Annotated in this window: 26 protein-coding genes; 15 read left to right on the forward strand and 11 right to left on the reverse strand. The window is 35.7% G+C overall.

Features of this window, described 5'->3' with window-relative positions; genetic code table 11:
• The 10 genes from YN1551_RS06155 (at position 1) to YN1551_RS06200 (ending at position 9,313) form a co-directional block, all read left to right on the forward strand.
• Positions 1-1,779: an ATP synthase subunit A gene (locus YN1551_RS06155; RefSeq protein ID WP_012717392.1), complete on the forward strand. Its 1,779-nt coding sequence runs from the start codon at positions 1-3 to the stop codon at positions 1,777-1,779.
• Positions 1,779-3,170 (forward strand): ATP synthase subunit B, encoded by a 1,392-nt coding sequence (locus YN1551_RS06160; RefSeq protein WP_012711558.1) that lies wholly within the window; start codon positions 1,779-1,781, stop codon positions 3,168-3,170. The genes YN1551_RS06155 and YN1551_RS06160 overlap by 1 nt, the downstream gene beginning before the upstream one ends.
• Entirely contained in the window at positions 3,167-3,808 is a 642-nt protein-coding gene (locus YN1551_RS06165; protein ID WP_012717393.1) for a V-type ATP synthase subunit D, read from the forward strand. The genes YN1551_RS06160 and YN1551_RS06165 overlap by 4 nt, the downstream gene beginning before the upstream one ends.
• Entirely contained in the window at positions 3,795-3,953 is a 159-nt protein-coding gene (locus tag YN1551_RS06170; protein ID WP_012711556.1) for an ATPase, read from the forward strand. Before YN1551_RS06165 ends, YN1551_RS06170 begins: the two co-directional genes overlap by 14 nt.
• A 20-nt stretch (positions 3,954-3,973) precedes the next feature.
• Positions 3,974-4,282 carry an ATP synthase subunit c family protein gene (locus tag YN1551_RS06175; RefSeq protein ID WP_012716222.1) on the forward strand — a complete coding sequence of 103 codons (309 nt, stop codon included), beginning with the start codon at positions 3,974-3,976 and terminating at the stop codon, positions 4,280-4,282.
• A 44-nt stretch (positions 4,283-4,326) separates the two neighbouring features.
• Positions 4,327-5,772, forward strand: coding sequence for a proline--tRNA ligase (gene proS, locus YN1551_RS06180; protein WP_012713818.1), 1,446 nt, complete (start codon positions 4,327-4,329; stop codon positions 5,770-5,772).
• Between the two features lie 34 nt (positions 5,773-5,806).
• A complete protein-coding gene (locus YN1551_RS06185; protein ID WP_009991083.1) occupies positions 5,807-6,094 on the forward strand; it encodes a 30S ribosomal protein S26e in 288 nt (95 codons plus the stop codon).
• Positions 6,095-6,128: 34 nt separating this feature from the next.
• Positions 6,129-7,145, forward strand: coding sequence for a pyridoxal 5'-phosphate synthase lyase subunit PdxS (gene pdxS / locus YN1551_RS06190; protein ID WP_012717394.1), 1,017 nt, complete (start codon positions 6,129-6,131; stop codon positions 7,143-7,145).
• Entirely contained in the window at positions 7,142-7,744 is a 603-nt protein-coding gene (pdxT, locus tag YN1551_RS06195) for a pyridoxal 5'-phosphate synthase glutaminase subunit PdxT (RefSeq protein ID WP_012717395.1), read from the forward strand. Before pdxS ends, pdxT begins: the two co-directional genes overlap by 4 nt.
• 63 nt (positions 7,745-7,807) lie before the next feature.
• Positions 7,808-9,313, forward strand: coding sequence for a PINc/VapC family ATPase (locus YN1551_RS06200; RefSeq protein WP_187146891.1), 1,506 nt, complete (start codon positions 7,808-7,810; stop codon positions 9,311-9,313).
• Here YN1551_RS06200 and hjc read toward each other — a convergent pair.
• The 6 genes from hjc to YN1551_RS06230 form a co-directional block, all read right to left on the reverse strand.
• Positions 9,310-9,741 carry a Holliday junction resolvase Hjc gene (gene hjc, locus YN1551_RS06205; protein ID WP_012711550.1) on the reverse strand — a complete coding sequence of 144 codons (432 nt, stop codon included), beginning with the start codon at positions 9,739-9,741 and terminating at the stop codon, positions 9,310-9,312. The genes YN1551_RS06200 and hjc overlap by 4 nt on opposite strands.
• 32 nt (positions 9,742-9,773) lie before the next feature.
• Positions 9,774-10,784 (reverse strand): ketol-acid reductoisomerase, encoded by a 1,011-nt coding sequence (ilvC, locus tag YN1551_RS06210; protein ID WP_012717397.1) that lies wholly within the window; start codon positions 10,782-10,784, stop codon positions 9,774-9,776.
• A complete protein-coding gene (locus YN1551_RS06215; protein WP_012716219.1) occupies positions 10,756-11,148 on the reverse strand; it encodes an ACT domain-containing protein in 393 nt (130 codons plus the stop codon). Before YN1551_RS06215 ends, ilvC begins: the two co-directional genes overlap by 29 nt.
• Positions 11,126-12,844: an acetolactate synthase large subunit gene (locus YN1551_RS06220; RefSeq protein WP_012717398.1), complete on the reverse strand. Its 1,719-nt coding sequence runs from the start codon at positions 12,842-12,844 to the stop codon at positions 11,126-11,128. The genes YN1551_RS06215 and YN1551_RS06220 overlap by 23 nt, the downstream gene beginning before the upstream one ends.
• 208 nt (positions 12,845-13,052) lie before the next feature.
• Positions 13,053-13,553 carry a magnesium-dependent phosphatase-1 gene (locus YN1551_RS06225; RefSeq protein WP_012711546.1) on the reverse strand — a complete coding sequence of 167 codons (501 nt, stop codon included), beginning with the start codon at positions 13,551-13,553 and terminating at the stop codon, positions 13,053-13,055.
• On the reverse strand, positions 13,546-14,334 hold the full coding sequence (locus YN1551_RS06230; RefSeq protein ID WP_012713814.1) for a GTPase: 789 nt from the start codon (positions 14,332-14,334) through the stop codon (positions 13,546-13,548). Before YN1551_RS06230 ends, YN1551_RS06225 begins: the two co-directional genes overlap by 8 nt.
• Positions 14,335-14,368: 34 nt before the next feature.
• Between YN1551_RS06230 and YN1551_RS06235 the strand changes: the two genes are divergently transcribed.
• Entirely contained in the window at positions 14,369-15,346 is a 978-nt protein-coding gene (locus tag YN1551_RS06235) for a hypothetical protein (RefSeq protein WP_012717399.1), read from the forward strand.
• Here the strand turns inward: YN1551_RS06235 and YN1551_RS06240 are convergent.
• Complete coding sequence (locus YN1551_RS06240; RefSeq protein ID WP_015581257.1) at positions 15,343-16,185, reverse strand: UbiA family prenyltransferase; 843 nt, start codon at positions 16,183-16,185, stop codon at positions 15,343-15,345. The two genes, YN1551_RS06235 and YN1551_RS06240, sit on opposite strands and share 4 nt — an antisense overlap.
• Positions 16,186-16,196: 11 nt before the next feature.
• On the opposite strand from YN1551_RS06240, the gene YN1551_RS06245 reads away from it, so the two are divergent.
• Entirely contained in the window at positions 16,197-16,427 is a 231-nt protein-coding gene (locus tag YN1551_RS06245; protein WP_012713813.1) for a PolB1-binding protein PBP2 family protein, read from the forward strand.
• Here the strand turns inward: YN1551_RS06245 and YN1551_RS06250 are convergent.
• Both YN1551_RS06250 and speD read right to left on the reverse strand, forming a co-directional pair.
• Positions 16,398-17,285, reverse strand: a complete 888-nt coding sequence (locus tag YN1551_RS06250) for an NAD(P)/FAD-dependent oxidoreductase (protein ID WP_012711541.1) — start codon at positions 17,283-17,285, stop codon at positions 16,398-16,400. The genes YN1551_RS06245 and YN1551_RS06250 overlap by 30 nt on opposite strands.
• A 29-nt stretch (positions 17,286-17,314) precedes the next feature.
• Positions 17,315-17,686, reverse strand: coding sequence for an adenosylmethionine decarboxylase (speD, locus tag YN1551_RS06255; protein ID WP_012952944.1), 372 nt, complete (start codon positions 17,684-17,686; stop codon positions 17,315-17,317).
• 114 nt (positions 17,687-17,800) lie between these two features.
• Here speD and YN1551_RS06260 point away from each other — a divergent pair, with 114 nt between their 5' ends.
• Together YN1551_RS06260 and YN1551_RS06265 are read left to right on the forward strand one after the other, a co-directional pair.
• Positions 17,801-18,088 (forward strand): DUF211 domain-containing protein, encoded by a 288-nt coding sequence (locus YN1551_RS06260; protein WP_012711539.1) that lies wholly within the window; start codon positions 17,801-17,803, stop codon positions 18,086-18,088.
• Positions 18,078-19,049: a TIGR00269 family protein gene (locus YN1551_RS06265; protein ID WP_012711538.1), complete on the forward strand. Its 972-nt coding sequence runs from the start codon at positions 18,078-18,080 to the stop codon at positions 19,047-19,049. The genes YN1551_RS06260 and YN1551_RS06265 overlap by 11 nt, the downstream gene beginning before the upstream one ends.
• Here the strand turns inward: YN1551_RS06265 and YN1551_RS06270 are convergent.
• Positions 19,025-19,549, reverse strand: coding sequence for a cob(I)yrinic acid a,c-diamide adenosyltransferase (locus YN1551_RS06270; RefSeq protein ID WP_012713812.1), 525 nt, complete (start codon positions 19,547-19,549; stop codon positions 19,025-19,027). The genes YN1551_RS06265 and YN1551_RS06270 overlap by 25 nt on opposite strands.
• 82 nt (positions 19,550-19,631) lie before the next feature.
• Here YN1551_RS06270 and leuS point away from each other — a divergent pair, with 82 nt between their 5' ends.
• Positions 19,632-22,466: a leucine--tRNA ligase gene (gene leuS, locus YN1551_RS06275; protein WP_012717400.1), complete on the forward strand. Its 2,835-nt coding sequence runs from the start codon at positions 19,632-19,634 to the stop codon at positions 22,464-22,466.
• Here leuS and YN1551_RS06280 read toward each other — a convergent pair.
• On the reverse strand, positions 22,450-23,049 hold the full coding sequence (locus tag YN1551_RS06280; protein ID WP_012717401.1) for a hypothetical protein: 600 nt from the start codon (positions 23,047-23,049) through the stop codon (positions 22,450-22,452). The genes leuS and YN1551_RS06280 overlap by 17 nt on opposite strands.

Genomic DNA, 23,049 nt, shown 5'->3' on the forward strand with positions numbered 1-23,049 from the left:
ATGAACAATGGAAGAATTGTTAGGATAAATGGTCCGTTAGTTGTAGCAGATAATATGAAAAATGCACAGATGTATGAAGTAGTAGAAGTTGGAGAACCTAGATTAATAGGAGAGATTACTAGAATAGAAGGAGATAGAGCATTCATACAAGTTTATGAAGATACCAGCGGAATAAAACCAAATGAGCCTGTATATAGGACAGGCGCACCGTTATCAATAGAGCTGGGTCCGGGCTTAATAGGAAAAATATTTGATGGGTTACAAAGACCATTAGATTCAATCAAAGAACTTACAAAATCTCCTTTCATAGCTAGAGGTATAAAAGTTCCATCAGTTGACAGAAAAACTAAATGGCACTTTATACCCAAAGTTAAAAAAGGAGATAAGATTGAAGGTGGAGATATAATAGGAATTGTAAACGAAACTCCACTAGTAGAGCACAGAATTTTAGTTCCTCCTTATGTTCACGGCACCCTAAAGGAAATCGTTGCAGAGGGAGATTATACAGTTGAAGATCCCATAGCAGTTGTTGACATGAATGGCGATGAGGTACCAATAAGGTTAATGCAAAGATGGCCAGTTAGAATTCCTAGACCATTCAGAGAGAAGTTAGAGCCAACTGAGCCACTGTTAACTGGAACCAGAGTACTGGATACGATATTCCCAATAGCCAAAGGAGGTACAGCAGCGATACCTGGACCTTTCGGAAGTGGAAAAACGGTTACATTGCAGAGTTTGGCTAAGTGGAGTGCTGCAAAAATAGTGATTTATGTAGGATGTGGAGAGAGAGGAAACGAGATGACAGATGAGTTAAGACAATTCCCAAGTCTTAAGGATCCTTGGACTGGTAGACCATTGCTAGAAAGAACAATATTAGTTGCTAATACAAGCAATATGCCAGTAGCGGCTAGGGAAGCAAGCATATATGTAGGTATAACTATGGCGGAGTATTTCAGAGATCAAGGGTACGATACATTGCTAGTTGCAGATTCAACTTCAAGGTGGGCTGAAGCTCTAAGAGATTTAGGAGGAAGAATGGAGGAAATGCCAGCAGAAGAGGGGTTCCCAAGTTATTTACCCTCAAGACTTGCGGAATATTATGAGAGAGCTGGAAGAGTCAAAACAGTAGGAAAACCAGAAAGGTTTGGTTCAGTTACAGTTGCCTCTGCAGTTTCTCCACCTGGCGGAGATTTCACAGAACCAGTTACGAGTCAAACACTGAGATTCGTAAAAGTATTTTGGCCTTTAGATGTATCATTAGCACAGGCCAGACACTACCCTGCAATTAACTGGCTTCAAGGATTCTCAGCATATGTTGACTTAGTTGCCAATTGGTGGAATACAAACGTGGATCCGAAATGGAGAGAAATGAGGGACATGATGGTAAGAACATTAATTAGAGAAGATGAGTTAAGACAGATAGTAAGATTAGTAGGACCAGAATCTCTAGCAGAAAAGGATAAATTAGTACTCGAGACAGCAAGGTTGATCAAAGAGGCTTTCTTAAAGCAAAACGCCTATGATGATATAGATGCATTCTCATCTCCACAGAAACAAGCTAGAGTAATGAGATTAATTTACTTATTCAACACACATGCTTCTAGATTAGTTGAAAGAGGAATTCCTACAAAGAAAATAGTAGATAGTATGGGACAACTCTTACCAGAAATTATCAGATCGAAAGCAGCAATCAAAAATGATGAATTAAATAAGTATGATGAGTTAGAGAGAAAATTAATTAGCGTCTTTGAGAATTTGGAAAAGGAGGCTGGTACTTAATGTTAAGCGTAAGGGAATTTTCGAACATATCGATGATTAAAGGCCCTCTAATATATGTTCAAGGAGTAACAGATGCGTCATATAACGAGCTAGTGGAAATTGAGATGCCGAATGGTGAAAAACGAAGAGGATTAGTTATAGACTCCCAAATGGGTATAGCAATAGTACAAGTTTTTGAAGGAACAACTGGCGTTTCGCCCACAGGTACTAAGATAAGGATGTTAGGAAGAGGCTTAGAGGTGAAGATCTCAGAGGAAATGCTAGGACGTATATTCAACCCATTAGGTGATTCATTGGACAATGGACCACCAGTGATTAAAGGAGAAAAGAGAGATATAAACGGATCACCTCTAAATCCCGCAGCAAGAGAATATCCAGAAGAGTTTATACAAACTGGAATATCGGCAATAGATGGATTAAACGCGTTATTGAGAGGGCAAAAATTGCCAATATTTAGCGGCAGTGGATTACCAGCAAATATGTTAGCCGCACAGATAGCTAAACAGGCAACTGTAAGGGGAGAGGAAAGTAACTTCGCAGTAGTCTTTGCCGCAATTGGAGCTAGATACGATGACGCATTATTCTTCCGTAAGTTCTTTGAGGAGACTGGCGCTATTAATAGAGTTGCGATGATAGTAAGTTTAGCGAATGAACCACCAGTAATGAAAACGTTAACGCCAAAGACTGCATTGACGTTGGCGGAGTACTTAGCTTTCGAGCAAGATATGCACGTCTTAGCAATATTAATTGATATGACAAATTACTGTGAAGCTTTAAGGGAAATTAGCGCTGCAAGAGAGGAAGTACCAGGTAGAGGTGGATATCCCGGTTATATGTATACTGATTTAGCTACTATCTATGAGAGAGCAGGAAAGGTGCTAGGAAAGAAGGGCTCAATCACGCAAATGCCCATATTGACTATGCCTAACGATGATATAACGCATCCAATTCCAGACTTAACAGGTTATATAACCGAAGGACAAATAGTTCTTGATAGAGCTTTATATAACAAGGGTATTTATCCACCTATTAACGTTTTAATGAGTCTATCAAGACTAGCGAAAGATGGAATTGGAGAAGGAAAAACTAGGGACGATCATAAGGATGTCTCAAATCAGCTATTTGCCTCATATGCAAGGGCGGTAGATACTAGAGGACTAGCTGCAATAATAGGCGAGGATTCATTGTCTGAGGTGGATAGGAAATATTTACTATTTGGTGAACTTTTCGAGAGGAAGTTCGTTAGTCAAGGATTTAACGAAAATAGAGATATAGAAACCACATTGGATATTGGTTGGGAGATTCTATCAGTTTTACCAGAATCCGAGTTAACAAACATAAAGACGCAGTACATAAAGAAATATCATCCAAACTATAGGGGTAAGAAATGAGTCAAAAAGTTTTACCAACTAAGATAAATTTGATACAATTTAGAAGACAACTAAGACTTATTACAGTTATAAAGAGATTATTGGAAAATAAGAGAGAAGTCTTGCTTCTCTACTTAAGAACTTATGCTTCTGAATACGAAAAAATTTACAATGAAGTTAATGAGGAGATGAAGAAAGTATATGAAAGCTATTTACAAGCAGTAGCATCAGAAGGAATTTCTAACATAGAGGAAATAGCTCTTTCACAAAAACCTAGCCTAGAGGTTAGTAGTTCGATAAAAGTAATTTTTGGAGTAAAGGTTCCGACGATAAAATTAGACAAATCCACAATTCCCTCAAAGCCTTTCAGCGATGTTGAAACATCACCCTATTTATCTGAGTCTTATGAAGAGATGACTGAAGCCTTTAACAAGATTATTGAATTAGTTGAATTAGAGTCAACGATAAGATCATTAGTTTCTGAGTTAAGAAAAACTCAAAGACTTATTAACTCGATAGACAATTATATATTACCATTTTATAGAGGATCTATTAAATTCATTAAGCAGATTTTAGAAGATAGACAGAGGGAAGAATTCTCAAGACTTAAAATTATAAGAAGAATATTACAGAGGAGGAGGGAAAGTGGATCAGGATAAATATTTACAAATTTTAAGAAGCTCCCTTGAGGAGAAGAAAAGTGAAATTTTAAAGAATGTAAATGCAGAATATGAAAAACTGTTAAAAAATAGGCTTAATCAGTTAGATGAAGTAAAAAGAAAGGTTTTAAAGGAATTATCATAATAGTTTTCTGGGACTTAACTATGAAGAAAGCAAGTTTGATCCTATCCGTTCTATTACCAATATTAATAAGCGGTGTAATAGCAGGGGCACAAGCACCATCAGATACTGCTCAAGGATTTGCTGGCATTAACATAGGTGCTGGATTAGCAGTAGGATTGGCTGCAATAGGTGCTGGAATAGCAGTAGGTATGGCTGCGGCGGCTGGAGTAGGTGTGCTAACAGAAAGAAGAGATATGTTCGGTACAGTTCTAATTTTCGTAGCTATTGGCGAAGGAATAGCAGTGTACGGAATCTTGTTCGCTGTGCTAATGCTGTTCGGTAAGTTCTAAAATAAAGGTTAAAGTTTTTTATCTCCTTATGTTTTTTCCTTTTTGTGCAGATAACTAGAGATAAGTGGTCGAAAAACTTTAGTGAGTGGTTTGACTGGGTCTTAAGAGAAGGAGAGTTTTACGATTATGGAAGATATCCAGTAAAGGGTATGGGAGTATGGATGCCATATGGATTTAAGTTAAGACAAAATATAATTAGTATTATTAGAAATCTTCTGGACTCTACTGGTCATGAGGAGGTATTATTTCCACTTTTAATCCCAGAAGATTTACTAAGAAGAGAAAGCACACATATTAAAGGATTTGAAGAAGAAGTATTCTGGGTAACTAAAGGAGGAAGCGAGGATTTAGACGTTAAACTCGCGCTAAGACCAACTAGTGAAGTTGCAATAACTACGATGGAAAACTTATGGTTGAAAAGTTACAAACAATTGCCTAAGAAATATTACCAAATTGTTAGCGTCTTTAGATATGAGACTAAGGCTACAAGACCAATGATAAGGCTAAGAGAGATTACAACTTTTAAAGAAGCCCACACGGTTCATGAAACGTATGATGACGCACAGAGACAAGTAGAAGAAGCAATAGAAATTTATAAGAAGATTTTTAATAACCTCGCAATCCCTTACGTCCTTTCTGAAAGACCAGAGTGGGATAGGTTTGCAGGTGCCTTACACACTTACGCTTTTGATACAATTATGCCAGATGGTAAAGTAATGCAAATAGGAACAGTACACCACTTAGGTCAAAACTTTAGTAGGGCATTAGATTTTAAGATTCAGAAAAAAGATGGTAGTTTGGATTATCCACATCAAACAAGCTATGGTATTTCAGACAGGGCAATAGCCTCAGTAATTGCAATACACGGAGATGATCACGGACCAATTTTACCTCCTTCAGTAGCTCCAATTAAAGTAGTAGTAGTACCAATTCCTGCAAAAAATGAAGAGGGAACCCAACAAGTAATGAAGTACTCAATAGAGATCTGTGAAATGTTGAACAAGAATAATATAACTTGTGTAACTGATCAAGACACCGAAAAAACGCCTGGAGAGAAGTTCTATATTTGGGAAATTAAAGGAGTTCCTATTAGATTAGAAATAGGCCCTAGAGAACTCGCCTCTAGTACAGTATTTATAAAGAGAAGAGATAATCTTAAGTCATATACAGTGAAGAAAGAGGAAGTCGTCAATAAAGTTAAGGAAGTTCTAAATGAAATACAAGAGGACTTAAGAAAAAGAGCTTGGGAGAGTCTAAAATCTAGAATTGAATACGCTAATGATATTGAAAAAGCTAAAAACATTCTGGAAAATAACTCAGGTATTGTAGATGTTCCTTGGTGCGGAAGTAAGGAGTGTGGGCTAAAAATTGAGGAACTTACCAATGCAAGAGTACTAGGTTATCCAATAGAGGATAGAAAAGTTAATGACAAGTGTGTAATTTGTAAAATGAACGCAAAAACAGTTCTAAGGGTTGCAAAAACTTATTAGAGATTAAATACTGTGAATTAAATAGGGTGTAAAATTGCCAAAGAAGAGAGAGAACAGAGGAAGAAGAAAAGGAGATAAGGGACATGTTGGTTATATAAGCTGTGATCAATGTGGCGCTAGAGTACCAGAGGATAAGGCAGTATGTGTAACAAAAATGTACAGCCCAGTAGACGCTTCTCTAGCATCTGAGTTAGAAAAGAAGGGTGCAATAATTGCTAGATATCCTGTAACTAAGTGCTATTGTGTGAATTGTGCAGTATTTCTGGGAATTATTAAAATAAGGGCAGAAAATGAGAGAAAACAGAAAGCCCGTTTAAGATAGTCTTTTAAACCTTTGGATCAAATTATGTGATGAAATGAGACTTTATGAATTATCTTTCGCACAAATTGAAGATTTTTTCTATAAACTAGCAGAAGTTAAGGATATTATAAAGGATAGTGGTCTAATGGAATTTCTACCAGAATTAAAGAAATTGGATTCAACAATCCAAACGGGAACTACTAGAGTAAAGCACGCATTCCCGATCTTTCAAAAAGGAGGAGTTGTAATGGATATTACAAATGTTCAGCAAGCGCAGATAGCAGAAGAAGCAGGCGCTGTTGCCGTAATGGTTTTAGACAAATTACCCTATGATGTTAGAAAATCTGGTGGAGTTGCAAGAATGGCGGATCCTAAGATAATTGGGGAGGTAATGAATTCAATAACAATACCAGTAATGGCAAAGGTAAGAATAGGTCATTATTATGAGGCTAAGCTGCTAGAAGCGTTAGGCGTTGATATGATAGATGAAAGTGAAGTCTTAACACCAGCTGACGAGGAACATCATATAAATAAATGGGAGTTTAGCGTACCATTTGTCAATGGGGCTAGAAACCTAGGAGAAGCATTAAGAAGAACAGTGGAAGGAGCATCGATGATAAGAACCAAAGGTGAAGCAGGGACTGGAAATGTCAGTGAAGCAGTAAAACACATGAAGATAATAAATAGTGAGATAAGAAGCTTGATAAGTATGTCGGAGGAAGATAGAGTCAAAAAGGCAAGGGAATATCAAGTTCCTTATCAGCTAGTTGAGCTTACTGCGAAAATTAAGAGACTACCAATTGTTAACTTTGCTGCCGGAGGTATAGCGACACCTGCTGATGCTGCGCTTATGATGTGGTTGGGTGCTGATGGATTATTTGTTGGTTCTGGTATATTTAAGAGCCAAGATCCAGATGAAAGAGCTAAAGCAGTAGTACTAGCAGCAGCTTGCTGGGAATATCCAGAAATCGTATTGGAAGCTCAGAAAATGATAAGTGAGCAGAAGAGTATGATGGGAATTGATATAAAATCTTTAAAACCCGAAGAATTGTTACAAGTGAGAGGATTATGAAGATAGGTATAATAGCTTATCAAGGGAGCTTTGAAGAACATTACCTACAGTTAAAGAGGGCCTTTGACAAGTGGTCAATAAATGGCGAAATAACTCCAGTAAAGATTCCTAAAGATCTAAAGGATATTGACGGAGTAATAATACCTGGAGGAGAAAGCACAACAATAGGCCTAGTAGCTAAAAGGCTAGGGATATTAGATGAATTGAAAGAGAAGATCACGTCCGGTTTACCAGTTATGGGAACATGTGCCGGTGCCATAATGCTAGCGAAGGAAGTTAGTGACGCTAAAGTAGGTAAGACCTCACAACCACTAATTGGCGCAATGAATATTAGTATAATTAGAAATTATTATGGAAGACAAAGAGAAAGTTTTGAAGCAATCATCGACTTGTCTAAAATAGGTAAGGGCAAAGCAAATGTTGTATTCATTAGAGCTCCTGCAATAACTAAATTATGGGGAAAGACTCAAAGCTTGGCGGAGTTAAACGGTGTAACTGTTTTGGCTGAAGAAAATAATATCCTAGCTACTACGTTTCACCCAGAATTATCTGATACAACTTCGATACACGAATACTTCTTACATCTAGTTAAAGGGTAATCTTTTATTTTTTATAATATATACTTCGATTGAAAAGTGGGGATAAGGATTTTGAATGATCTGATGTTAGATAAAAGTGCTTTGCTGTTTGGAGTTTCGAAATATCTTGAGAAGGGAATAATAACTGGCAATGTTCTAATTCACAAATCTCTCTTGGCTGAACTTGAAAGAGAAAGCAATGATGGTTTAGTTAGTGCTGAAATAGCACTTGATGAAGTGAAGAAGTTAAAAGATATAACAGAAAGAATCCTAGTTAATTTTGAAATAGTTGGTGATGATTCGAAAAAAGGAGAAGCTAATGAGTTGTCGCGTGAATATTGTCTAGAGAAAGGTTGTATAATTGTAACTGCGGATGAGACCCAGAAAAAGATTTGCGATGCAATGGGAATACAGTATAACTTTTTACAGCCATTGAAGCAAGGTTTATCATTTGAAAGCTTCTTTGACGACGAAACGATGAGTCTACACATAAAAGAGGATACTGTTCCAAGGGCTAAGAAGGGCAAACCAGGAAATTGGAAATTTGTAAATCTTTCGGATAAACCCATGTTATCAACTGACGTGAGAATGATAGCTAACGAGATAATAAACGCTGTCAGACTCATAAAAGGCTCCTTTGTAGAAATTGAGAGAAGAGGCTCTCTTATTATCCAATTAGGCAACTACAGAGTAGTAATAACTAGACCACCCTTAAGTGATGGATGGGAAATAACTATTACTAGACCAGTAGTTAGGAAAAGATTAGAGGATTATAATTTAGATGAACGATTAATAAAGAGGTTAGAAGAAAGAGCAGAGGGCATAATTATAGCAGGAGCGCCTGGTATGGGAAAAACAACATTTGCACAAGCATTAGCTGAATACTATATGAGGTTAGGAAAGATAGTGAAAACCATAGAATCTCCCAGAGATATGCACTTACCTCCCGAGATAACACAATATTCTAAAAATTACGCTGAAATTGGAGAGCTTCATGATATTTTAATATTGAGTAGGCCTGACTATACAGTATATGATGAGATGAGAAATGACGAGGATTTTAAACTTTATGTTGATCTTCGTCTTGCGGGCGTAGGAATGGTAGGCGTTGTTCATGCCACCTCACCTATTGACGCTATACATAGATTTGTAAACAGAGTAGATATAGGTACAATACCGAATATCTTAGATACTATAATATTCATAAATTCTGGAAATGTAAGCAAAGTTTACACTTTAGAAATGACAGTTAAAGTACCAGCGGGATTAAAGGAAGCTGATCTTGCAAGACCAGTTGTTGAAATAAAAGACTTGGCTACCGGGAATACTGAGTATGAGATCTATGTATTCGGTGAACAGACCATGATAGTACCGGTGAATAGAGGAATAACAATGAATAATATGGAATTTAAAATATCGAAAATTGTTAATAATATAATACCAAATGCCACAGTGAAGTATGAGGATGGAGAGTACGTTATAGTAATTCCGAAAGAGGAAATAGGAAAATACAATAGGAAACTAGTACAGCGACTAAAGAGACTCGAGAAGAAGAACAATATAAAGATAAAGATAAAACTATCCGATTAGAGAAAATTATCCAGCGTTTTGCTCACTTTTGCTTCTACTAATCTTACCAAGTCTTCTAGATCTAACCCTTCTATCTCAGAGTCTGCAACATAATTCCCAGTTTCAGTCCTTCTTAACTTATCAAATGGTATGAACTTCAAAACACCAGGCTTCTTAACTCCTAAAAATAAAGTCCCACCACTTTTTCTTGCAAACTCCATAATACCTTCAGCTTGCTCCCTTCTAACGTAAATTTTTCCTTCTTTATCTTTTCTACTCTTCATTTCAATTAGGATAATAACACCACTCTTTAAGGCGATAATATCCGGTATAGGGTCTTTTCTCTTACTTCCACTCGCTGGTGCTCTTACCACAGCAAAACCCTTATCCCTTAACTTACCTACGATATTTCTTTCTACTGCAGAACCTTTCCTCTTTTTAGCGTTCATAAGGTATTATATAAATAAAAGTTTGTAATATTTTAGCTTTTTTTAGGCTTTCCTTTTTGGATCAGATCCTTTAGTTGATTGCCAATCTTCTCTTCTAAACTATTCTGAACTTGTGAGAGACCATTAACTACCGTTGGCATACCTCTACCATATTCTTCTACCCATTCTTCAGCAAATTTTCCACTCTTTATTCTCTGTAAAGCCTCTTTCATTCTTTTTCTTACATCCTCATTTATTACAAACTTTCCTACTGTCATACCACCATATTTAGCAGTATCAGATACTGCTTTTACCATACCAGTAATTCCCTTTTCATAAACTAAATCCACCAACATCTTAAGCTCATTTATAGTTTCAAAGTAGGCTACTTCTGGTTGATATCCTTCCTCTACTAAGGTTTCAAATGCAGCTTTCATAAGTTCCATTATTCCTCCCACAAGTATTACTTGCTCTCCAAATAAGTCTGTCTCAGTCTCTTCCTTAAAGGTAGTTGGAATTACGCCGGCCCTAGTAGCACCTATACCTTTAGCTATTGCTAAAGCCTTTTGAAGAGCTGTACCACTTACATCTTGTTGAATTGCAACTAAAGCTGGAACACCACCTCCAGCCTTATAGTACTCTCTAACTGTAGGACCTGGACCTTTAGGAGCTATCATATACACATCTGAATCCTTAGGTGGTTCGATTAGTTTATAGTGAATGTTAAACCCATGTGCAAATACTAAATCTGCACCTTTTTTCATATAAGGCTGTACGCTCTCTAACCATAGCGTCCTCTGAACCATATCTGGCACCAAGAAGACTATTATATCAGCATCCTTAACTGCATCCTTAGTATGAAGTGGAATTATCCCATCGCTCTTAGCCAATTCCCATGATTTTCCTTCCCTTTCCAATCCCACTACAACATTTAATCCCGAATCTCTTAAATTCTGAGCCCATGCTCTTCCCTGACTTCCATAGCCTAAGACCGCTATTCTCTTACCCTTAATTACATCTAAATTACTATCTTTATCAGTGTAGATCTTTGACGTAGACTTCACCCCAACTATATCCTTTTACTCTATTGAAAACTGGTACATAAATTATCATGTCACCTTCTTTTACCCCTTCTGATTGATTCTCTATCACCTTTCCATCCCTTATTATAACCCTTTTTAATTGTGCATCATCTAAAATCTCTACCTTACTGATATCTACTGTCTTACTCAGCAGAATTACTGCCGTGTTAAAATTATTGTGATCCTTTACTCCAATATAAAACTCGTAGAGACTTTCATCATTTACCTTCCAGCCGTATATCCAATCAATGTCCATAAATAATTTCCTGAAGTTAGATGCTATCCTCTCTATTAAGCCTGGATCCCTATAATAAGCCAATACCTTAACTACTCTTTCTTGGGTCACGTAAGATCACCTGTTTTAATCTTCCACCCGGTGGTAACGTAGGTAAGGCCAGTTCTTCCTTATCTACTGGTACTCTGATTACTGCGGGGATATCTTCCTTTATCGCACTCTTAAGTGACTTTTCTATGTCCTCATAGGTCGTTACGTTAAAACCTAAAGCACCAAATGCCTCAGCTAATTTAACGAAGTCTGGTGAAGGACCGTAATCTACACCTACTATTCTCTTCCCGAAGAACAAATCTTGAACTTGTCTTACTAACCCTAAGGTTCTATTATCAAATATCACTGATATTACCGGAATGTGCTCATCTACAGCTGTGGCTAGGTTTGTTCCGGTCATTAAGAATGAACCATCACCATCTAGATCCACTACAACTTTATCCGATCTAGCTAATTTAGCTCCCATTGCAGCAGGAAGACCAAAACCCATTGTACCCATTCCAGATGAGGTTAAAAAAGTTCTAGGTTCCAATACTTCCCAAAACACTTCAGCCCACATCTGATGTTGGCCTACACCAGTGGTCACTATTGCATCCCTTGGTAATGCTTGCCTAATGGTCTTCATTATCTTCCAAGGCTTTAATTTTCCGTTCTCCTCAGTATAGTAAAATTGAGAATAGTATTCTTTATACTCTTTAACTCTTTTCAGCCATGCGCTTCTATCTCTTTTTTGACCTAGTGTCGTTATTGCCTTTATTAACTCTCTTAATATTATCTTGGCATTACCGTAAATTCCGACATCTACCTTTATGGACTTTTCTCCATCTGTCGGATCAATATTTACCATTATGAATTTCTTTCTAGTCTCTACCATTTCATCATATGATGTAAATGTCCTATCGCTAAATCTCGCACCTACAACTAGCATTGCGTCAGATTCTAGGGCAGCCATTGATGCTTCTGCTCTTCCATAGTATCCCATTGGCCCGAAATATAGGGGATGATCATGTGGTATTGCAGTTTTTCCAGGGAAAGTAGAGACTATTGGAATATGCAATAGTTCTGCTAACTCTAAAACTTCTGGGGTTGCATTAGCCCATACTACCCCAGTACCTACTAAAATTATTGGTCTCTCTGCATTGATTAGAATCTCAGCAGCCTTTTTCAATGCTAATCGGTCTATCCTAGTTGGGAAATCTCTATAACCCTTAACAAGCGGTTTCTCTGGCCATTTTATCTCTTCCATTTTTTCATAGAAAATATCCCTAGGAATATCAATTACTACTGGCCCAGGTCTTCCAGTAGTTGCAATGTAAAATGCATTCTTAATCCATTGGAGAATTTCATCTATTCTCTTAATACCAATAACGTATTTAGTTACATTTTCAAACACTCCCATAGCATCAGCTTCTTGGAATGCCATCTTACCCATAACGCTTCTAGGCACGTTACCGGTTATTGCAATTACGGGAGAACTATCCCAGTATGCAGTAATAAGTCCTGTAGTTAAATTGGTCGTACCTGGACCAGATGTGGCTGTACACACTCCAGGGACTCCAGAAGCTCTTGCGTATCCATCTGCAGCATGTGCAGCAGCTTGTTCATGTCTCATCAGAACATGTCTAAGCTCACCATTTGCCAAATCTTCCACGAAAGCATCATAAATCTGCATGTTTGATAGTCCAGGTATTCCGAAGATTACCTTAACTCCTTCTCTTTTTAGAGAATCAACTAAAATTCGTGCACCTGTTGGCAATTTATATCACCTTCTTGTATATAGATACCTCATAACTAACTCGATCTTCATTTCCTTTATCAAGAAATCTATTGAAAGTTTTGAAATACGTATCAAATTTGGAGGGAGAACTCACCTATCATCTTTTTCACGTCTATGTCTGTATGTATGTATGTTTTTAAACTTTTTCATTATTTTTATTTAGCAATGATAAAGTGTATAATAAAAACTATTCATTTTCAACGTGACTTACTATGCTAAATATTTCACTATACCTAGTAATATCTTTCCACATCTCTAAACACTTTACATCCCCTAGATACAGCCAAATATTCCCGAAATGCCCTCTTCTATCATCTAAGAAAAGGATTTCGTTAGGTTTTATTTTTAGGTTAGTTTTGGCATTAATCTCAATAATTATTTGACTCAACATTAAAAATTTATAGGGATAAGGCCTTGCTACAATTATATCAAAATATTGAAGCAAATCTAGTGTAGCTAATACTTTATTTGCCTTATCTTCAAAATTCCACGTAGCTAGACCTAATATGTAACCTCTATTTTTTAATTCCTTAAGAGTCTCTCTAACATCTGGAAATAAATGGAGAACTCTACCTTTAGAATCCTCTAAAGTGTTTGCATCTACAAGCTTTAAAGGTTCTTCAAACTCCGATATATTATGATGATCCCACAAGGTTTTATCAGCGTCAAACACTATTGCTCTAATCATCTCTATATAGACTAGGGGGAAGAGTATAATAAGCAATTTTGCCTTCGTGATAATCCCTTATTATGGCCTTAGCAGCCATATCAATATTGGGCTCTTTAGTACTCTTATAGAACCATCCTCTCTTTATGGCTATTTTTTCTAATAGTTCATAAGGATTGGAAAAATCCACTTTATAAACGTGAATTAAGCTCTCTTTCGAAAATTCAATAATTCTATTTATTAGAATTAAAGCGGGTTTTACGGGGTCTTCTAATAAATCTACGTTGGATCCCCTAATTATTTTCTCTAGTTCGTCGCCATCTGGGGGTATGACGCCAGGTGTATCCCACGCATAGATCTTTTTATCAATTTTAAACAATTGTAGAGATTTGGTATAACCATATTCTAATGGATGGACCGAGGTTTGAGCCGAATGCTTACCTTTGAGAGCGTTAATTATCGAAGACTTTCCAGATTTCGGATACCCCACAAACACTACAATCCCTTTATCTCCCTTTAATATAGACTTCATTGTATCACGTAAAAGTTTAGTACCCAAATGGGAAGTTGCTGACATATAAACACTTTCAATGTTCTCTTCTTCCTTAAAGTAATCCTTCCAAGCTTTAAGAACCCATAAGGGTACTAAATCTCCTTTGTTTAATATTAATAATATTTTCTTGCCATTTTTTATTGAAATGTCCTCTATTTTCTTCGACCTAGTTAGAGAAGGCTCTCTGGCATCCAACACTTCAACTATAAGATCAGATCTCTTGATCAACTTAATGACTTCCCCCAGCATTCATTTTATTTTCTTGTAATTGCTATTTTTATGCATGCCTAAAGGAGAGTTAGCGATATTTGACGAAGGGTACTTTGAAGGATCGATAGATTATCAGTCCTTTACGAAATCAATCAAGCTAAGTAATATAAATAAAGAAGCGAGTTTCTCTATAGATATAACATCTAAACCTAATAGGTTTTATCTTATAATTCAAGCTAAACGAGAAAAAACATATTTACCTAGATGGAGACTTTGGTTCGATAACTTCTCCTTAACCAAAGAGTTTAAGCCAAATCTTGAAACTGAGGTAAATGATATCCAAGTTATCTCAACTATAGTCTATGATATAACTCCTATAACTAAAGAGGGGAAACATCAGATAGCAGTCTACCACCCATCTATTCAAACACTTGAATTGCTGAATCTAAGTCTAATTTCGTTCTATAAGATTGAAGGTTTTAGCACTAAGTATAGACTAAGTGCAGGCTCACTAATATTAAATCGAAACGATTCGGTTTCTTTTCAATTAATGAAAAAGTCATATTTTGTGATAAGGAATGAGAGTAAGGAAGGAATGGTAAAAATAAGTGATACAGACGGGAAAACAATCTACACAGTATTACCTAGCTCTGATAGCGATGAGATAGAAATTGAAAACAATGATGTGGTAACAACAACGCTTCAATCAAATAATGAAAAAGATTATGGAGTTATTTTAGCCTCGTACAACTTACTTGAAAAAGCTCCTAAAATAAATTTTAGTGTCGACAGCAAGGTGAATAACAACATAATTTACTTATACTTGAAAAATGAGAGCGAGATAAGCTTAGATAAACTAATAATAAATGTTATGATAAATGGTGTTCCAGCTCATTTTAAAACGTTTACCAATATAGAGATTGATTCGGCTATAGATCTAAAATTACCAATATCCATACCACAAAATAAGAAAGCTCAGGTAATTAACATAAGAGTAGTTGGAATAAAGGGAGGGTATAGAAAGATAATAGATAAGCAAATTAGCCTTTAAAGAATTGGCAGACTCCCTAACAAAAACGCGATTATTCCTGCAATTGCTGAGATTTTTAGATATGTTCTAGCTTTAGAGGCCCCTTCTATTGTCTCTTTTTGAATTATGGAAAGAATAGTAAAGGGAATAAAAGCGATTATTAAGATTATGATATAAATTAAATTGAAACCTATAAAGAACGGTAAAGGCGAAATTACCAATAGAAGCGTAAGTAGAATTTTAGCTATTCTCCAAGATTTACTTATCCCCAAGGTTGTGGCTAATGTTTTCACGTTATTAAGTAAATCCCCATTATAGTCTTCAATACCCTTTACTATTTCTCTTATTAGCGTGAGAAAGAATGAATAAAATGTGGGAATTATTATTCTTAAAAGCCAATTATCAGAGAAAAATGCAAGTCCACCATAGAATATTGAAAGAGCAGTAGTTGTTGCCACTAACAAATTACCATAAAAACCAGTTTTCTTTAGATCTTTAGCGTAATATACCAGACCAATCGTAGTTAATAACGCTATTACTATCGCGTAAATATTTAGTAGAATTGAAAGAGCAATACCTATTACAAATAGTGTTATTGACAATGCTTTAGCTTTATTGACAGATATTCGACCAGATGGAATAGGTCTATACGGTTTATTTATTTTATCTATTTCTACATCATATACGTCATTTATAACGTATCCTCCTGCTGCAATAAGGCCAACTACAAGTGCGGATAGTAAAATCCCTTTGAGTTCAAGATACCACTGAGAGGAAACCAAAAAGCCCATAATCGCTCCTAACGCTGCTCCTATAACATTATGCATTCTAACAAGTTGCATATAAGATTTTAAACTCACGATAACGTTAAATGAATACTAGATTAATATATCTTATGTCTGTTAATCAGAAGGAAATTGAGATTGCAATAGAATATTTTAAAAATTACGTTTCCGTGGGTGAGATAGCAGCTACAATGGATCTTAAGGCTAGGGGCATTTCCAACCCTCAAGCTGTAATATCTAAGCTAATAGAAATGGGAATAATAGAAAAAGGGGAAGGATGCTATAATTTAGTGAGGAAATCTATGGATAAGAAGTGAATGTAAGTCAAACTCTTCGGAAATGTTGAGCGTTTTATCGTTATATAACTTAAATAGAACTGGAAGAAGCTTCCAAGCGGATTCCAGAAATCTAGTTATATAGTATTGTCTTCTTATCTCTTTAGCTAAAATCTTATACTTGGAATGATACTCATTGAATTTCCCACTGCGAATTCCATTTACTAAGGGATATAATAAGCTTGCGATACCAAATATGCCCCCACCAGTAAATGTTTTTATAAGTCCAGTCGAATCACCAAACTTCAACGTTTTTATGTTAGATACAGGTGAGACGCGTGGAATTGCTCCCCCATGAATGTCTAAAATCCTTTTATTAATATTAGGCAGAAACGCCTTTGGATCACTATACGAGATCGCACCCACTAAGGTTCCATATGGTAAAGGAACTATCCAACTAAACCCTCCAACGTTTTTAGAATCTATATAAACAATAATGCTTTCCTCGTTTATCGGTTCCGTCAAATACTCTATTGCCTTAATCCATTTAGCATTACCTTTCCAACCACTACAATCTACTACTATTCCCTCATATTTTTCATTTCCTGATATTACAGTATTGCCATTAATTATTGCATCTCTTGGTCTCTTTGTCTTTACTTCCCCATCAAGCCATATTTCTAAGTTTTCCCTATTCAGTCTGATAACATCGGTATCTACATAAATTGTATACCCTCGATCATATTTTATTTCTATTGATTTAAATTCTCTATCTATGAATTGTCTACTAACACCAAGCTCTAAAAATGTTTTTCGGCTTATTACACCAGTACACTTCTTACCCGGAAAACGTCTTCTATCAAAAACTATTGGATTAGAATCCAGAATATTATATGCCAATAATAGCCCAGCTAATCCCCCGCCTACTATTAGAACTCCGATGATCTATCAGCCTCATTTATAGTATATTTCTTAGCCCCCAGTTTTTCCACTATATAATTAAATGCTTTTAAGGGGCTAGTATGTGGACCACAAGAGTATACATCAACTGTTGCGAATTTGTACTCCGGCCACGTATGTATGGTTATATGACTTTCTAATATAATCGCCACTACACTTACACCTTCCCCAATTTTCCATGACTTTATGTCAAGAATGTTCATATTACCCACGTCTGCTGCTTCCTTTATTATTTGCTCTAGTCTTTTAGTATCTTTTAAAACGTTTTCATCGCAATCATATAAGCTTCCATATACTTGCTTTCCTACTACTTTAGGAAAAGCTAACTCTACCCCCATCATCAACCCCCCACTTAAACCCCTCTACTTTATCATTTATAAATTTATTTCCGCCTGATAGCGGTTAAAAGTAAGTTTTTAATGCTAATTGATTAATACTAATGTATCTGATGAGCAGTGGCAATTAGAAGACTTGTTTTAGACGTTCTGAAGCCCATTAGGGGAACATCGATAGTTGACTTAGCCGAGAGGATATCAAAATTGGATGGAGTAGAAGGTGTAAATATAAGTGTCACTGATATGGATGTTGAAACTATGGGATTAATGATAATAATTGAAGGAACTAGTCTCAATTTTGATGATATAAGAAAAATGCTAGAAGAAGAGGGATGTGCAATCCATAGTATTGACGAAGTAGTGAGTGGGAATAGAATAATCGAGGGAAAGGTAAAGGATGATTTGTGATAATTGCAAGACACGAGAAGCGGTAGTTCTACAAACACATACTGGAAGAAAATTATGTAAAGAATGCTTTATAGAAGACGTTAGGAAAAGAGTTAAATTAGAGGCTCAAAAGCAGGAGTTAGTCAATTCCAATAAAATCCTTTTGGCAGTATCAGGGGGAAAGGATAGCCTAGTATTAGCCGATACCTTGTCTCAATTTATAAACCCATCTAAACTAATAGCATTCAATATAAATGAGGGTATAAGGGGATATAATAGAAGTGAAGACGTGAAGAAACTTGAGGAGTACTTAAAAGATCTAGGGATTGAGTTAATAAAGAGCGGATTTAAAGAAGAAGTTGGTTTTTCTCTAGACGAGATGCTACAAGCTTCGTTAAAGAGGAACCTTAATGTATCCGCTTGTACCTTTTGTGGAGGATTTAGAAGGAAGTTGATTAATGAAGCTGGAATTAAAGTAGACGCAGATTACGTGGCAACTGGGCACAATTTAGACGATGAGGTGCAAACTATAATTATAAATTTGATAAGAGGAGACTTGTTGAGACTAATAAGATTAGGTGATAAGCCATTAATAGTAAGTAGTAAGTTTGTAATGAGAGTAAAGCCATTAAGAAAAATCTACGAGTGGGAGACAACAATCTATGCTCATCTCAAAGGATTTGAGTTTCAAGAAACTGAATGCCCATATATTTCTCAAAAACCAACTCTAAGGGCTAAGGTCAGAGAACTATTGTACAAGCTAGAGGAGAAAAAACCTGGAACATTACTGAGAATACTAGAACAGTTTGATGAGATTTCAGAGAAACTCAAAAAAGAGCACAGACTTACTAGTGAATTACCTAATTGTATAATATGTGGAGAACCCACTACGCCCGGAAGAACGATATGTAAAAATTGTGAATTACTAATCAGATCTGGTTTAATGCCTCAAGAATATCAAAAATACTTGCCTATATCATAAAGTCTCTCCTTTACGTTTTTCCTCTTATTTGCTACTATGGCCATGGAAAATAGTAAAGAAGATAATCTGTTCAGATAAACAATTATCCATTTATTGAAATTCAGTTCTTTAGAGTAAGCTACTGCATTTCTTTCAACCCTTCTAGAAACGCTTCTTGCTACATGCAAATATGAAGCCTCCTCAGAACCACCTGGTATTACAAATAACCTTACAGGACCACTTTCTTTCCTATATTCGACAGTTCTACTCTCTAACCACTTTACAGTCTCCTCATTTATTCTACCTCTATCTTGAATAATCTCCTCACCTAATACAAACAACTCAGTTTGAATACGCATGAGATCATTTTGCATATCTTCCCATTCTATTTTTGTTAATGCAAGACCTATGAAGGAGTTAAGCTCATCTATATCCCCTAATAGATTTACTAGAGGTGAATCTTTTCCTACTCTCTTAGATACTACATTGGTATTTCCATCGTCTCCAGTTCTGGTGAACATTAGTTAATATTTAAAAAAGACCTAGCTATATCATTTTTGGTGAAGTAAAATAAGCTCACAGTATAGGGACTTTATTGACTTTTTGAATAACGTTGCTCACAAGTGGCAGACTAAATGGGAGGAAGCTAAAGTTTATGAGTCTAACCCAAATTCTAATAGATCTAAATTTTTCACTACAGTTGCATTTCCTTATCCTAACAGCCCTTGGCATATAGGGCATGGAAGAACCTACGTCACTGGAGATATTTTAGCTAGATATAAACGAATGAGAGGATATAACGTATTATTCCCCATGGCATTTCACTACACCGGAACGCCTATAATGGCTATGGCTGACGCAATTGCAAAAGGAGATAAAGAGCTCATAGAGACATTTAAGGATATTTATGAAATATCACCAGACGTAATCCCTAGAATGTCTGATCCACTATTCATGGCAAACTATTTTAAAGAGGATATAAAGACTTCAATGAGAGAAATAGGATTAGGAATAGACTGGAGAAGGGAATTTACAACAATTGATCCAGAATTTTCATCATTTGTAACGTGGCAATTTCATAAATTACAGAGCAAGGGATATGTAGTAAAAGATACACACCCTGTAGGATGGTGCCCAGTTCATCATATACCAGTTGGTATGCATGACACTAAAGGAGATGTAGAACCAGAAATAGGCGAATTTGTATTAATATATTTCAATTCAGAAAAGGGTATATTTCCAGCAGCTACGCTTAGGCCAGAAACAATATTTGGGGCTACAAGATTATGGATAAATCCTAATGAGATGTATGTAATTGCTAATATATTGGACAAAAAGATGATATTGAGCGAGAAATCTGCTACTAAGTTGTCCTTTCAAATAGATAATATAGAAATTGAGGATAAGATAAAGGGGTCAAAACTAGTTGGGCTTAAAGTAGAAAACCCAATAACCGGAAAGTATATAGTAGTAATGGGGGCAGACTTCGTTGATGCTAGCTTAGGGACAGGCGTTGTCATGAGTGTTCCAGCTCATGCTCCTTTTGATTACTACTATTCCAAGAAGATACTTAAAAATAATAATATTGGGATAATACCAGTAATTACAGTTGAAGGTTTAGGAAATGAGTTAGCTAAAGACGTTGTGGAGAAGAACAACCCAAAGAATGATGAGGATCTAAAGAAATTAACAGAATATGTGTATAGAACAGAGTACAATAAGGGTATATTAAGGTCTGATCTTGAAAATTTGATTAAGGAAGAGTATAGAAATGAGTTGAAGAATTTAGGTGGACTTCCCGTTCCCAAGGGTAGAGAACTAATAACTAACTTCTTAATTTCTAAAGGCTTAGGTAGAAAAATATTCGAAATAATGAATAAACCAGTATATTGTAGGTGTGGCACAGAAATTGTAGTTAAGATACTTAAAGATCAGTGGTTCCTAGATTATTCAAATGAAGAATGGAAGGAACTCGCGAGAAAATCTCTATCTAAAATGCAGATAATCCCTGAGGAATCCAGAAAGGATTTTGAATTCACTATTGAATGGTTAGAGAAAAGAGCTTGTGCGAGAACTAGAGGGTTAGGTACTCCGCTACCTTGGGATAAGAAATGGATAATAGAGAGTTTAAGCGATTCGACAATCTATATGGCATTTTACACTATTTCCCACAAAATTAAACAATATAAAATATCACCCTCCAAGTTAACTCAAGAATTTTGGGATTATGTAATGTTAGGCATAGGTAATTTAGAAGATGTAAGCAAAAATACTGGAATACCCTCTAATATTATAAAGGAGTTAAGAGAAGAATTCTTATATTGGTATCCTTTAGACATTAGACATAGTGGAAAAGACTTAATTCCGAACCATTTGACTTTCTTCATCTTTAATCATGCTGCAATCTTCCAAGAGAACTTATGGCCAAAAGCAATTGCTGTAAATGGTTTAGTATTATATGAAGGAAAGAAAATGAGCAAATCGCTTAGAAATATTATACCGTTAAGAAAAGGTCTAAAAATGTATGGAGTTGATGTAATGCGCATTGCAGTATCATCTACAGCTGATATGGGATCAGATGTAAACTTCTCCGAATCTTTAGTTAAAACCGTAGGAGAAACCTTAAGAAGAATGTATGAACTCTTCAAGAGCTTAGATAATTATACTGAAGACACCTTTGGATTCCCAGAGAAATGGTTATCATCAAGAATATATGAGATCACAACTAATACAACAAAACATATGGAAGCGTTAGAGCTGAGAGATGCCGCCAATGAATTACTATTTGTATTCTCTTCAGATTTAGATGAATACTTCGGTATGGTAAACGCTGAGGGGAGAAGGGCAAACAATAAACTCTTACGGGAAGTCCTAACAATATGGCTTAAGCTTATTACACCTTTCGCTCCGCACTTAGCAGAGGAAATATGGCACGAAATCTTAAAACAAACTACATTTATAGTAAATGAAAAATGGCCTGAAATCGAAGGTTCAAAGATAGACGAACTAATACTATTGAAACATGAATATATGAAAAGAATAGTTGAAGATATAAGGTCTATCTTAAATGTCTTTAAGGGAACACCAAAGCTCATTAAAATTTACGCTTTGAACGATTCTAGGTACGTGGAATTGCTTAGGGACGCTATAGAGGCTAATGGGCAAATGAAAAAGTTTATGGATGCTCATAAACCTAAAAGTAAAGAGGATGCTAGAGTTTTACAGAAAATCTTCAATGAGTCTTTAGAAATTGATGATAAAATGAAGAAATTAATTATGAACTACAATATTAATGAGGTAGATGTGCTTAATGAGTTATCAAAATACATTAGAAGAAAGTTAAATGTGGAAATTCAAGTAGAGGCTTATAATGAGGAAGTCAAAAAGGCATATAATAAAGAAGCCATGCCCCTAAGACCAGCTATAATAATTGAGTAAGGATAACTTTTCGATCTTTAACTTCTATTATACCTAACTCTTTAAGAAGTGCTAGCTCAACTCTAACATTATCTCTACTTATTTCATATTTTTTTGAAATTATATTTATTAAATCTTTAATTTCAATTTCTCCTTCATATTCCTTTAAAAAATTAATAATATCCTCATGTATGGGTCTTAATTTCCTTTCAATTATCTCTCCATTAATTACGCTAAATATAAACAAATCTCCGGCATTATTTTGAGCCTTATATAAATTTGTAGAAACTTTATCTATCTTTAAAATGTCGTCAAAATACCTATTTATTTTTACAAAACTCGTTACCAGATTATATCGCATTGGTAAGTCAGGGGGTCCCTCAGCCTCGAAAACGATTACGTATGAACTCTCATCACATCTCTGATCTATTTCTCTCCCAGACAATTTTAAGAATTTTTCGTAATTAATAATACATATGCTAACTCTATCCCTATATAATCTCTGTGCAATATCGTAAATTAAAGCGATTTTTACATTCATGTGATATGACTGCAAAAGTACCTTTCCCGTTCTCAGAGATATCAAATAGTCTATCAAATTCAC

Source organism: Sulfolobus islandicus Y.N.15.51 (genome assembly GCF_000022485.1).
Classification (GTDB): domain Archaea; phylum Thermoproteota; class Thermoprotei_A; order Sulfolobales; family Sulfolobaceae; genus Saccharolobus; species Saccharolobus islandicus.